At 67.7% G+C, this 11,741-nt stretch carries 13 protein-coding genes; 2 read left to right on the forward strand and 11 right to left on the reverse strand.

Features of this window, described 5'->3' with window-relative positions:
* Positions 1-262: 262 nt before the first annotated feature.
* The 9 genes from LSI54_RS05245 to LSI54_RS05285 form a co-directional block, all read right to left on the reverse strand.
* Complete coding sequence (locus tag LSI54_RS05245) at positions 263-466, reverse strand: cold-shock protein (RefSeq protein WP_036473143.1); 204 nt, start codon at positions 464-466, stop codon at positions 263-265.
* A gap of 193 nt (positions 467-659) precedes the next feature.
* Positions 660-3,041, reverse strand: coding sequence for an FdhF/YdeP family oxidoreductase (locus tag LSI54_RS05250; RefSeq protein ID WP_241470630.1), 2,382 nt, complete (start codon positions 3,039-3,041; stop codon positions 660-662).
* Positions 3,038-3,874 (reverse strand): formate dehydrogenase accessory sulfurtransferase FdhD, encoded by an 837-nt coding sequence (fdhD, locus tag LSI54_RS05255; RefSeq protein ID WP_241465500.1) that lies wholly within the window; start codon positions 3,872-3,874, stop codon positions 3,038-3,040. Before fdhD ends, LSI54_RS05250 begins: the two co-directional genes overlap by 4 nt.
* Complete coding sequence (locus LSI54_RS05260; protein WP_241470631.1) at positions 3,862-5,106, reverse strand: molybdopterin molybdotransferase MoeA; 1,245 nt, start codon at positions 5,104-5,106, stop codon at positions 3,862-3,864. Before LSI54_RS05260 ends, fdhD begins: the two co-directional genes overlap by 13 nt.
* 16 nt (positions 5,107-5,122) lie before the next feature.
* Positions 5,123-5,413 (reverse strand): DUF6457 domain-containing protein, encoded by a 291-nt coding sequence (locus LSI54_RS05265; protein ID WP_241465502.1) that lies wholly within the window; start codon positions 5,411-5,413, stop codon positions 5,123-5,125.
* 48 nt (positions 5,414-5,461) lie between these two features.
* On the reverse strand, positions 5,462-6,181 hold the full coding sequence (locus LSI54_RS05270; protein ID WP_241470632.1) for an NTP transferase domain-containing protein: 720 nt from the start codon (positions 6,179-6,181) through the stop codon (positions 5,462-5,464).
* Complete coding sequence (locus tag LSI54_RS05275; RefSeq protein WP_241465504.1) at positions 6,165-6,665, reverse strand: HNH endonuclease; 501 nt, start codon at positions 6,663-6,665, stop codon at positions 6,165-6,167. Before LSI54_RS05275 ends, LSI54_RS05270 begins: the two co-directional genes overlap by 17 nt.
* A 251-nt stretch (positions 6,666-6,916) precedes the next feature.
* Positions 6,917-7,969, reverse strand: a complete 1,053-nt coding sequence (locus LSI54_RS05280; protein ID WP_241470633.1) for a C40 family peptidase — start codon at positions 7,967-7,969, stop codon at positions 6,917-6,919.
* Positions 7,970-8,429: 460 nt separating this feature from the next.
* Positions 8,430-9,158: a metal-dependent transcriptional regulator gene (locus LSI54_RS05285; protein WP_241465506.1), complete on the reverse strand. Its 729-nt coding sequence runs from the start codon at positions 9,156-9,158 to the stop codon at positions 8,430-8,432.
* A gap of 178 nt (positions 9,159-9,336) precedes the next feature.
* Here LSI54_RS05285 and serC point away from each other — a divergent pair, with 178 nt between their 5' ends.
* A complete protein-coding gene (gene serC / locus LSI54_RS05290) occupies positions 9,337-10,452 on the forward strand; it encodes a phosphoserine transaminase (RefSeq protein WP_241470680.1) in 1,116 nt (371 codons plus the stop codon).
* 25 nt (positions 10,453-10,477) lie between these two features.
* On the opposite strand, the gene LSI54_RS05295 is transcribed toward serC, so the two are convergent.
* Together LSI54_RS05295 and LSI54_RS05300 are read right to left on the reverse strand one after the other, a co-directional pair.
* Positions 10,478-10,963 (reverse strand): DUF3027 domain-containing protein, encoded by a 486-nt coding sequence (locus tag LSI54_RS05295; protein WP_241470634.1) that lies wholly within the window; start codon positions 10,961-10,963, stop codon positions 10,478-10,480.
* Between the two features lie 2 nt (positions 10,964-10,965).
* Positions 10,966-11,349: a cold-shock protein gene (locus LSI54_RS05300; protein WP_241465509.1), complete on the reverse strand. Its 384-nt coding sequence runs from the start codon at positions 11,347-11,349 to the stop codon at positions 10,966-10,968.
* A 125-nt stretch (positions 11,350-11,474) separates the two neighbouring features.
* Here LSI54_RS05300 and LSI54_RS05305 point away from each other — a divergent pair, with 125 nt between their 5' ends.
* On the forward strand, positions 11,475-11,741 hold the full coding sequence (locus LSI54_RS05305; protein WP_241465510.1) for a hypothetical protein: 267 nt from the start codon (positions 11,475-11,477) through the stop codon (positions 11,739-11,741).

Here is an 11,741-nt window from a genome sequence, read left to right on the forward strand (position 1 = left end):
AGCGCCGTTGCTCCATTCGATGAGCCCGAACCCGGTGCAGCCGAAGCCGAAGACGTGATCTCGCTGCCGCACCAGCAGGTTCCGGCCGGTGCGCGGGGTGGATCCCGTGCCACGACGCTGGGAAATGGGCATACAAAGAGACCGGCCCCCTGATCTCACAGATGCAAGATCAGGGGGCCGGTCTTTTGAGGTTCTGTTCATCGAACCCGAGATGCTCAGCGTCCGACGGCTATACAGCCATCTTCGGCGAACTCAGTGAAGCTCAGAGAGGGTTGACGTTCTCAGCCTGAAGACCCTTGGGGCCGCGGGCGGTCTCGAACTCAACCTTCTGGTTCTCCTCGAGGGAACGGAAGCCGGAAGTGGTGATCGCGCTGAAGTGCACGAAGACATCGTCTGAACCGTCTTCGGGAGCGATGAAGCCGTAGCCCTTTTCAGCGTTGAACCATTTAACTGTGCCTGTAGCCATGATGTTTCCTTAATATACTTGCTCTTGCTACGCATCGATCTCACGATGCATGTTCCGCAGCCAACCTGGCCGGTCGAATGCGGTGACTATTCGGGCGACCGCATAAGTGTGGAAGCCCTTGTAGTACTCCGTCAGCCTACGCTAATAATCGGCTGGGGTCACTACCGGTGTCCGGAAGGCGTCATCGCGCGTCTCATGGGGCCGTCGATTCGACCCGTGCACGCCCTGATTCAGCCGCCTGGGCATCGGCCTCCGGGGAGCGCGCCTCGAACCGGACCATCATCGCCTTGAAGCCGGGGGTGTTGGACTCCCGAGCGACCAGATTGCGGTGGGTCAGGGCATTCGCCTCGGGATAATAGGCCGCGACGCAGCCGCGGGCGGTGGGGTACGCCACCAGGTGGAAACGTTCGGCGCGGCGCTCCTCACCCTGGAACACCGAGACCACGTCGACCAGCTCGCGGTCCGCGAAGCCGGTCTCGGACAGGTCCTCCGGGTGGATCAGGATCACCCGCCGGCCTCCGGAGATCCCGCGGTAGCGGTCATCGAGGCCATAGAAGGTGGTGTTGTACTGATCATGGGAGCGCATCGTCTGCAGCACCAGGTGTCCCGGTGGCGGGGTCAGATACTCCAGCGCCCGGACGGTGAACCCTGCCTTGCCGTCTGCGGTGGCAAAGGAGCGGTGGTCCCGCGGCGGGTTCGGCAGCACGAATCCCATCTTGTCCCGGATCCGCCGGTTGAAGTCCTCGGTTCCCTCGACCACCCGTGAGGCGTGGTCCCGGATGACGTCGTAGTCCTCGGCCATGGCCTGCCAGTCGACCACATGGTCGGGCCCGAAGATCGCCTCGGCCATCCGCGCGATGATCACCGGTTCCGCGAGCAGGTGGTCTGAGACCGGTTCGAGACGCCCACGGGTGGAGCTGACCACCGACATGGAGTTCTCCACCGAGAGGAACTGGGCGCCGCCGGGGTGCTTGTCGTCTCGGTCGGACCGGCCAAGCGTGGGCAGGATGATCGAGGTCTGGCCGTGGACCACGTGGGAGCGGTTGGGCTTGGTCGAGATGTGCACGGTGAGCCCGGTGCGCTTGAGCCCGGCCTCCATCACCGCGGTGTCGGAGTTCGCCGCGGCGAGGTTTCCTCCCATGGAGACGAAGACGTCGACGTCTCCGGAGTCCATGGCGGACATGCCGTTCGTGGAGTCGTAGCCGTGGGCGCGCGGGGAGCGGATGCCGAACTCGGTGTCGAGCCGGCTGAGAAACGGCTCGGTGGGCCGCTCCCAGATGCCGAAGGTCCGGTCGCCCTGGACGTTGGAGTGCCCGCGCACCGGGCAGGCCCCCGCCCCGGGTTTGCCGAAGTTGCCCTGGAGCAGCAGCAGGTTGACGATCTCCTTGATGGTGTCCACCGAATGTGGCTGCTGGGTCAGTCCCAGCGCCCAGCAGAATATGGTCGCCTTCGAGGCCGCCAGCAACTCGGCGATGTGCTCGATCTCGGCGCGCTGCAGCCCTGTGGCCTGCTCGGTCTCGGCCCAGTCCAGCGTCGCGCGGGCCCGGCTGTACTCGGCGAAGCCCTTGGTCTTGGACTCCACGAACTCGCGGTCCACCACGGATCCGGGATGCTCCTGCTCCTTGCGCAGCAGAAGATGCCCCAGCGCCTGGAACAGTGCCTGATCCCCGCCGACCTTGATCTGCAGAAACTCGTCGCTGATCCGCTCACCCTCGCCGACCAGACCCTTGGGGGTCTGCGGGTCCTTGAACCGGAGCAGTCCGGCCTCGGGCAGCGGGTTCACCGAGACCACCTTGCCGCCGTTCTTCCTTGCCTGCGCCAGGGATCCGAGCATCCGCGGATGGTTGGTGCCCGGGTTCTGCCCGACCACGAAGATCAGCTCGGATTCTTCGATGTCTTTGAGTGAGACGGTGCCCTTGCCGATGCCGATGGTCGGGTTCAGCGCCGTCCCGGAGGATTCGTGGCACATGTTCGAACAGTCCGGCAGGTTGTTGGTCCCCAGCGAGCGTGCCAGCAGCTGGTACAGGAAGGCCGTCTCGTTCGCGGTGCGACCGGAGGTGTAGAACATGCACCGCTCCGGCGTCGTCGCCCGGACGTGGGCGCCGATGGTCTCAAAGGCCTCCGCCCAGCTGATCGGCCGGTAGTGGGTCTCCCCGGCGTGAATCACCATCGGGTGGGTGATCCTCCCGGACTGGCCCAGCCAGTATTCGGTCTTGGTCTCCAGCTCGGCGATGGAGTGCTCCGCCCACCACTGCGGGGTGACCACCCGGGTGGTGGATTCCTCGGCGAGCGCCTTGGCGCCGTTCTCGCAGAACTCCACCGGCTTGCGCTTCGTCTCGGTGGGCTCGGGCCAGGCGCACCCCGGGCAGTCCACCCCCTGGGGCTGGTTGACCCGGTACATGGACCGCACGGTGCGGGAGAGTCCGCCCTGGGCCATGCCGCGGGAGAAGGAGACCTCCACCGCCTTGAGCCCGGCCGCGTAGGCCTTAGGCTCGGTCACCTGGAGGGAGTCTTCGTCGATGTCCTCGAACTGCGCGGCGTGACCGCGGACTGATTCATCGCGCACCTTGGTCATGGCTTCTCGTCCTTCATCTCGACTCGTTGTGAGTGGGTGTAGAGGTTGATGGACCCGCCGCGGGAGAATCCGGCGAGGGTCACCCCGGAGCGTTCGGCGAGGTCCACCGCCAACGACGACGGCGCCCCCACGGCGCTGAGCATCTCGATCCCCGCCAGTGCGGCCTTCTGCACCAGTTCGAATGAGGCCCGGCCGGAGACCTGCAGCGCGGTGCCGCTCAGCGGGAGCCGGCCCTGGGTCAGGGCCCATCCGACCACCTTGTCCACGGCGTTGTGCCGCCCGACATCTTCACGCAGGCACAGCAGCGCGCCGTCGGCGTCGAACAGCCCGGCGGCGTGGACGCCCCCGGTCTTGCCGAAGAGGGTCTGTCTCTCGCGCATCAGCTCAGGAAGCTCCAGCAGCACACTGGGGCTCAGCCGCAGCATGTCGGTCCTGCACGGCGGCAGGGTCTTCTCCACCGCGTCGATGGAGGTGGTTCCGCAGATCCCGCAGGCCGAGGTGGTCAGCACATTTCGGGTGCGCAGCAGCGAGGTCGGCGCCAGCGCGGGGTCCAGTTCGGCGTCGATGACGTTATAGGTCTGATTGCCCTGCTCGTCGGTGCCGGCGCAGTAGCGCAGGCTGCGCAGGTGGTCCTGGGAGCTGATGATGCCCTCGGCGACCAGGAACCCGGCGACGAGTTCGAAGTCATGCCCCGGGGTGCGCATGGTCACGGTGAAGGACTCCCCCGCCAGGCGCAGCTCCAGGGGCTCTTCGACGGCGAGCAGATCGATCTTGCTGCGGGTGCCGTCGGCGCGCAGGGTGATCACGCGACGACGTTCGATCAGCCGTCCCATTCCAGGCCTTCTTCCCGCTGTCCGGGCACCGGGAGGCACACCACCGGGTCACCCTGCGCCAGTCCGCCTTCTGGCACGAGTGCCAGCGCATCTGAGTCGGCCAGGCCGCGCATCATGTGCGCCCGGCTGTGACCGGCGGGCAGGACGCCCTGCGGGCCCCGTCGCACGGGCAGCAGTCGGACGCCGCGGCGCGCACCCGGCAGCTGCGCTCCGGCGGTGCGGCGCAGCGTGGGCGTGCGAGCCTCGGCGGGGATTCCGCGCAGTGCGCGCAGCAGCGGCACGCCCAGCGCGGTCAGCGCGGAGAACCCTGCCAGGGGATTCCCGGGGAGTCCGAGCAGATACAGGGGGCCCTCCTCGCGGGGAAGCTGGGCGAGCAGCACCGGGTGGCCTGGGCGCATGTCCACCGAATCCACTTCCAGCTGGGCTCCGAGCATGTCCAGGGCGGGTCGCAGCGCGTCGGCCCGGGAGTGGGCCGTGCCGCCGCTGCTGATGATCAGGTCGGTGGTGCCGGCGGCGGAGATCTGCCGGAGGGTGCGGGCCAGCGTCTCGGGGTCGTCGCCGAGCCGCTGGGATGCCACCGACGCGGCTCCCAGCTCCTTCAGCATCTGCGGCAGCGCCAGGCCGAAGACGTCGCGCACCTGTCCGGGAGCCGGTGTCCCGCTGGTGGTGACCTCCGCGCCGGTGAGCACCAGCTGCACCCGTGGTCTGCGGATCACCGTGAGGTAGTCGTGTCCGGCGACGGCGGCGACGGCGGCGCGCGCCGGGGTGAGCACGACGCCGGCCGGCACCAGCTCATCCTCGGCCCGACACTCCGCGCCGGCTTGGCGGACGTTGCGCTGAGCAGCGGTGTCCGGGCTGGTGCGCAGCGCCCGCAGCCGGTCCCCGTCGATGACACCGTGCTCGGAGCGCAGCACCGCATGTGTTCCCGCCGGCACGGGAGAGCCGGTGAGCACCTCGGTGGCTTCTCCCGGCCGCAGCGGGGTCGGGCGGGTCGCGGGGCTGTGCGCGCTCTCGGGTCGCAGCGCCCAGCCTGAATCTCCGTCGGGGAATGGCAGCGACTCCGCGGCCAGGGCCCATCCGTCCATCGCGGAGGTCGAGACATGCGGGATGTCCTGCAGGGCCAGCACCGGGTCCAGGAGCACGCTGCCGATGGCCTCCTCGAGGCTCATCCGGGCAGGGGCCAGCGCATCGAGGGCAGCGGCCCGTTCGCGGGCCTGCATCAGGGTCATCATCTCTGCTCGGTGCCGGTCAGCCCACGGCGCCGGAACGGCGCTCGAGCAGCTGTGAGGCCACCCGGGAGGCGGCGCGGGAGGCGGTCTGGAAGTCAGCCTGCCCGGTGGCCTCGGCCAGGCCGGCGACGTAGCCGATGAGATAGGTGGTCACCGGCGCCGCGGGGCGGACCACGGTGTGCGCCGCCTGGCCGGCGAGGGCGAGGACGGCGTCGATATCGATCTCGATGCCGTCTACCTCGAGGTGGTGGGCGAGCTCCTTGACCCAGAGCTCGATGGACTCATGCGGTTCAGTGGATTCTGCGGTCATTCCGACTCCTTCATTGACGCTGCCTCCAGAATCTCACAGCCGGGCAGGTCAGGGCAGATGGACGCCGAGCCGGTGTGCGTCGTGCAGGGTGTCCACGTCCTCGCTGAGTCCGCGGGGAACGACGGGGTGGCGCAGCCGGGCGGCGTCTTCCAGTCCGCTCAGCAGCCATCGGAGCGGGCGGTGCTCGACCTCCTCGGGGGTCAGCGCTCCGGCGCGGCGCAGGAGCCAGCCGGTGGGCACCGCGGCGCTCAGATACTGATGCCGCCCGCTGTCATCGCAGGGCAGCAGCGCGGCTGGTGCACCCTCTGGATCGTCGGTGCCGGTGGCCGCTTCTGACTGTGCGGAGTCCTCCAGCTGGCCGAGGAGCCAGTCCAGCAGCGGTGCAGGTTCGGTCAGGTCCACCGCGAGCAGCAGGGTCCACCCGGCGGGAGCTGCGCCAGCGCTGGTGTCGCGCTCGTGGCGCTGCAGCTCGACGGCGCCAGCGAGGACCCCCGCGGCGGGTCCCGCGAAGGCAGGGGTCTCACGCACCAGCGGGACCGGGGTCGGGATCTGGGGCTTGAGCGAGGGGGGCCCCACCACCACGGTGCGGATGTCTAGACGCTGAAGCTCCTGGAGCCAGCGCTGGATCTGAGTCTGCTGCCCGCGTCGGAGCAGAGCCTTCTCGACCCCGCCCATCCTGCTTCCCCGTCCCCCGGCGAGCAGGATCGCGGACAGCTTGACCGCGGAAGGCTGCAGTTCTGGGGGGTGCGTGTCAGCGGAAGGAGGCATGGGTCAAGAATGGCATCCAGGCGTCGCGGGGGGCGTCGAGCTCCACCGGCATCCAGACGTGATGAGGGGGCGCCTGGGGGGTGAAGCTCAGCGTCCAGCCGAGCTCGTCGAGGGTCTTGCTGCCCTTGCGCGCATTGCAGGTCCCGCAGCAGGCGACCAGGTTCTCCCAGCTGGAGTCTCCCCCGCGAGCCCGTGCGATGACGTGATCGACGGTGGCCGCGGGCCGGGCGCAATAGGTGCACAGGCGCCCGTCCCGGCGCAGGATGCTTCGTCGCGAGGGCGCCGCCGGACGTCGCCGGGACACCCGGACGTAGTGGTGGAGCAGGATCACGGCCGGACGCGGAACCAGTGACGAGGGCGTGGCGATCGGGGTGTGATCCTCGGCGAGCACGCTGGCCTTGCCGTGCATGACCAGCACGGCGGCGCGGCGCGAGGTGACCACGCTCAGCGGCTCATAGCCTGCGTTGAGCACCAGTGTGCGCATGTCGGGGCTCCCGTGCGTTCACCCCTGCTCGTCGTGCTGCCGGTGTGTGCGCCTCCAGGGCGCTTCTCGGCGCGGTCCTCACAGGGTTCAACAGCATTCTGCTCTGCCTGTACAGGCTCAATATAGACCGTGCTGACCATGATGCCCACTTGATGACGTGGCAGGCGCCGACACAGAAGCCGCAGGGCGCGATCCCTGTGAGGATCGCGCCCTGCGGCCGAGGTCTGTTCACCGCCGTGGCGGCAGAAGCATCAGTTGACGCTGAGGTACATCGTGTTGGACCAGTACGGGGAGTTCAGCGGGTACTGAACGGTGCCCACGCGAGGGTTGTTCGCACCGATGAGCTGACCGTTGCCGACGTAGATGGCGGCGTGGCTGCCACCGTTCTGGATGACGATGTCGCCCGGGGATGGCGAGGAGACCTGGCGCATCGACGCCATCATCCCGTAGGTCGTGCGGGGCAGCGAGACGCCAGCCTGGTTGTAGGCCCAGTTGATGAAGCCGGAGCAGTCCCAGCCTGAGGTCGTGGTGCCGCCCAAGGAGTAGGGGTTGCCGACTCCGGCGTAGGCTGCGCCCACGATCGAGCCGTTGCCACCGCTGGAAGAGGCAGGGGCCTCGTCCTGTGCGGAAGAAGTGGAGGCGACCTGGGTGTTGCCCTGTGACTGCTGGCCGGTGCTGGCCTGCGAGTTAGAGCTCGACTGTGAGTTGGAGCTCGACTGTGAGTTGGAGCTCGACTGCTGGCTCTGCTGACCGGTGTCGGTCTGCTGAGTCGGCTGCGGGGCACTGGCCTGCTGGGCCTCCTGCACTGGGGCCTCTTGGGCCTCCTGCACAGGGGCTTCTGGCTCGGCCTGCGGGGCGGCGGGAGCAGCCTCCTGGACCTCTTCGACGACCGGAGCGGGCTCCGGTGCGGGAGCGGGCTCCGGTGCAGGAGCGGGCTCCGGTGCAGGAGCGGGCTCCGGTGCAGGAGCGGGCTCCGGTGCAGGAGCGGGCTCCGGTGCGGGGGTGGAGGTCACCACGGGACGGTCGAAGGAAAGCTCGACGTCCTGGGAGGCGCTCACTGCCACAGCGGAGGTGGCGCTGGCGCGCTCCACGCTGAGACCGGATGCGGTCACGTCCAAGGTGGTGACCTCGGGGACCTGGATGTCGGTGCCGGCGTTCGCGGCGACTCCTGAGGAGATCACGAGGCCGGATGCGGCGACGGCAGCTGCCGCGCCCCGTCCGACGGTGCCGGCGTTGGATGCCACGGCCTTTGCCAATGATGGCTTGGCCTGGCGGCGCCGGTCACGGCGTGAGACGAAAGTCATGTCTGTCACTTCTCTGGAAACCTCTCCCTGTAGTTGCGGGGCCGCCTAAGTGAAGTGCGAGCCGGGAAGCTCACTGTCTTCAGGTCCTGATCGACCGCGATGCCCTGCACCCTGCCTTGCGGTAGTTTTCGTGGAACAGCTCCGGTCAGCGGCAGGAGAAGATCTGACTGGAGGCGCTGCGACTTCGGACATCGGCCGCGAGCACGACTACGACGTTATAACAGATCGATAAAATTGTCACGCTCAGGTCACGGTCGGTGCACAAGTCCCAGGAAGCGCCACGATCAGACACGGGTCATTGCGCTCTTCCAGCACGGGGAATCCTCACATAATTACTAGTCAGCGCGATTTATGCGAGTTTCATTGAGGAAACGAATCGATCACGAGAGCTTTGTCATACCGTGACCTTGTGCTTCATCTCACCGTGACATTGCCGTGTTCGGGTGCCTCGGGAGGGCGTTCAGGAGGCCGTTGACTCTTCCACGAACAGATGCTGGGCGACCTCCAGCGGCAGCTCGACCTCCAGTTGTTCTTCGGCCGCGAGCACGACCTCCAACATGACGTAGGCCTGATTCACCCCGCGAAGCCGCACCACACCGCCGGGACGCAGTCCGGCTTCGAGCAGCTGCTCGAGGACCTCTGGCTCCATCTGGATGGACTCCGCGAGGCGCTTGACGATCCAGAGCGCAGAACTCTGCCCCGTCGGGTCCGCCTCCGCGACCTGACGCAGAGTGATCTTCGTCGGAACGGGAGGCTGCTCCGCGAGCACCACCCCCAGCTTGTCCAGTCCGGGGATGGGATTGCCGTAGGGAGATTCCACCGGGGACTGCAGGATCTCCACCAGCCGGCGCTCCACCCGCTCGCTCATCACATGCTCCCAGCGGCAGGCCTCCTCATGGATGTACTGCCATTCCAGCCCGATCACATCGGAGAGCAGCCGTTCGGCGAGGCGGTGCTTGCGCATCACCTGTACGGCGAGGTCGCGGCCGGACTCGGTGAACTGGAGGCGACGATCCGGGGTGAGCACCAGGAGCCCATCGCGCTCCATGCGGGCCACCGTCTGGGACACCGTGGGGCCGGAGTGCTCGAGCCGCTCGGCGATCCGAGCCCGCAGCGGCACGATCCCCTCCTCTTCGAGATCCAGGATCGTACGCAGGTACATCTCAGTGGTGTCGATCAGATCGGTCACGTATGACTCACTCTCCTGCGCCGGGCCTTGGTAACGTGAGCCTCGGCGCTGTTCGTCCTGGTGGAAGCAGCTGCTGTACAGCATAGTTCCGCACCGGAACCCCTCGGCAATGACGCTGACCGATGCGACCACCGAGGACCCCGTGGGCCCACCAACTCTCACCGACCTAGGAGTCTCCATGTCCCAGCGCGTCACTATTCCGCACGAGATGCTTCCGCAGGACGGCCGCTTCGGCGCCGGACCCTCCAAGGTGCGTTCGGCACAGGTCGAGGCGCTCTCCGCCGCAGGTCGAGAGCTGCTGGGCACCTCCCACCGCCAGGCGCCGGTGAAGAACCTGGTCGGCGAGGTGCGCGAGGGCCTGCACACCTTCTTCGGCGCCCCCGAGGGCTACGAACTGATCCTTGGCGTGGGCGGCTCCACCGCGTTCTGGGACATCGCGTCCTTCTGCCTCGTGGAGAAGAAGGCCCAGCACCTGTCCTTCGGCGAGTTCGGCCACAAGTTCGCCAAGGCCACGGACAAGGCCCCGTTCCTCGAGGCCTCCAGCATCCTGACCTCCGAAGCGGGCACACTGCCCTCACCTGAGGCGGAGGCTGGCGTGGATGCCTACGCCTGGCCGCACAACGAGACCTCCACCGGAGTGGCGGCACCGGTCAAGCGGGTCACCGGGGCCGACGACGGCGCGCTGGTCCTCATCGACGGCACCTCCGCCGCCGGCGGGCTGGCCGTGGACGTCACCGAGACCGATGCCTATTACTTCGGTCCGCAGAAGAACTTCGCCTCCGACGGCGGACTGTGGCTGGCCATGATGTCACCGGCAGCCCTGGAGCGGGCCGAGAAGCTGGCGGCCGCCCGCTGGGTGCCCGATTTTCTGCAGCTGACCACGGCCATTGAGAACTCACGCAAGAACCAGACCTACAACACTCCGGCGCTGGCGACGCTGGTCACGCTGAACGAGCAGGTCCGCTGGCTCAACGGCAACGGCGGGATGGACTTCGCCGCCGCCCGCACCGCAGACTCGGCGGGCCGGGTCTACGCCTGGGCCGAGGCGCATGAACTTGCTCAGCCCTTCGTCACCGAACCGGCGGAGCGCTCGAATGTGATCACCACGGTGGACTTCGCCGAAGAGGTGGATGCCGCCGAGCTGGCCAAGACGCTGCGCGCCAACGGGATCGTCGACGTCGAGCCGTACCGCAAGCTCGGCCGCAATCAGCTGCGGATCGCGACGTTCACCGCCATCGAGCCCGAGGACGTCACCCGGCTGCTCAACTGCATCGATCACGTGCTGGGGCGCTGACCCGATACCGCGGAGCGGGGCAGGCTCAGCCTTCGTCGGCTTCGGCCTGCTCCGCCTTGTGCGCTTGCTTCTCCTCGTCGTTCATCCGCTCGAGCCAGGGCACCCATGGAGGAGCGATGAGCGCGTCCTCGCCGGGAAGCAGCCCGATCTCACAGACCGTGACCTTCTTGACCCGGGGTGCGCGGGCCACGGTGACGAACCATTCCCAGCCTCGGTAGCCGGGCTTTGCGGCGGCGAACCGGTGCGTGAGCAGCCGGTCTCCCTCTGCGGTCACGCCGAGGTGAGCTCCCACTTGGGCGGGATCGGTGATCTCGTAGAGCGCATCGTGGGCGAACTCCACGGCATCGGCCAGAACCGGGTCCACCTTCGGCTTCCCCGGCCGGCGCGTGCGCGCGACCGGCTGGTCGCTGGTCTTGACGGCGCCGGTCTTGATGGCGCTGGTCTTCTCGGTGCTGGCGGCCTCAAGGCTGGCCTTCTCGCCGACGGTCTGCTCAGAAGTCTGTTCAGTCATGATCAGGCATCAAACTCATCGGCCACGCGGCGCAGCATCGAAGCGATCTTCTTCGACTGCGCCGTCTGCGGGTAGTGGCCGTTGCGCAGCGCACCGGTGGAGTTCTCCAAGACGTTGACCAGGTCCTGGACCAGCTCGGCCATCTCATCGGCCGGCTTGCGGGAGGCGCGAGCCACAGAGGGCGCTTCCTCGAGCAGTCGCACAGAGAGCGCCTGCTTGCCTCGCCTGCCGTCGGCGATGCCGTATTCCATGCGTGCGCCCGCTTTGACGCTGGGCACTCCCGCCGGCAGGGCAGAAGAGTGCAGGAACACTTCCTGGCCGTCATCTGAAGTCAGGAATCCGAAGCCCTTCTCGGCGTCGAACCACTTCACTTTCCCGGTTGGCACGGTGCGCTTACCTCATGAATCATCGGAGACGGATACTGATCATCAAGGCCTCTAGAGTACCGCCGTCCGCGCCAGAGCCCGAACTTGGGCACAGGACTCCCGGTGCTGCGCGCTAGAATCGCAGCATGTCCCCAACGACGACCGCCGCCCATGGCGCGAACCGGCGCAGCGGCTCCCGCCCTGCGCAGGCGCTGCTGTGGTCCGGAGTGGTGATCACCGCCCTGTCCGGGATCGCTCTGCTGGTCATCCTGAGCCTCTACTTCATGGAGACCGACCCGCATCCCGCGTTCTACGTCGCCGCCCTATGGGGCTTTCCGCTGGGCTTCGCGCTGCTGATCGCTTTTCTGCTGCTCTCGGTGAACCGGCGCCGCCGCGGCACCGGCATCGGCTGA

It is taken from the genome of Nesterenkonia sp. AY15 (genome assembly GCF_022565855.1).
GTDB lineage: Bacteria > Actinomycetota > Actinomycetes > Actinomycetales > Micrococcaceae > Nesterenkonia.

Coding starts and splice junctions, on each gene's coding strand:
- LSI54_RS05265 (WP_241465502.1), bottom strand. CDS start 5,413: ATGACCGCAGAATCCACTGAACCGCATGAGTCCATCGAGCTCTGGGTC.
- LSI54_RS05250 (WP_241470630.1), bottom strand. CDS start 3,041: ATGACCAAGGTGCGCGATGAATCAGTCCGCGGTCACGCCGCGCAGTTC.
- LSI54_RS05275 (WP_241465504.1), bottom strand. CDS start 6,665: ATGCGCACACTGGTGCTCAACGCAGGCTATGAGCCGCTGAGCGTGGTC.
- LSI54_RS05305 (WP_241465510.1), top strand. CDS start 11,475: ATGTCCCCAACGACGACCGCCGCCCATGGCGCGAACCGGCGCAGCGGC.
- fdhD (WP_241465500.1), bottom strand. CDS start 3,874: ATGGGACGGCTGATCGAACGTCGTCGCGTGATCACCCTGCGCGCCGAC.
- LSI54_RS05295 (WP_241470634.1), bottom strand. CDS start 10,963: ATGACTGAACAGACTTCTGAGCAGACCGTCGGCGAGAAGGCCAGCCTT.
- LSI54_RS05270 (WP_241470632.1), bottom strand. CDS start 6,181: ATGCCTCCTTCCGCTGACACGCACCCCCCAGAACTGCAGCCTTCCGCG.
- LSI54_RS05245 (WP_036473143.1), bottom strand. CDS start 466: ATGGCTACAGGCACAGTTAAATGGTTCAACGCTGAAAAGGGCTACGGC.
- serC (WP_241470680.1), top strand. CDS start 9,337: ATGTCCCAGCGCGTCACTATTCCGCACGAGATGCTTCCGCAGGACGGC.
- LSI54_RS05260 (WP_241470631.1), bottom strand. CDS start 5,106: ATGATGACCCTGATGCAGGCCCGCGAACGGGCCGCTGCCCTCGATGCG.
- LSI54_RS05280 (WP_241470633.1), bottom strand. CDS start 7,969: ATGACTTTCGTCTCACGCCGTGACCGGCGCCGCCAGGCCAAGCCATCA.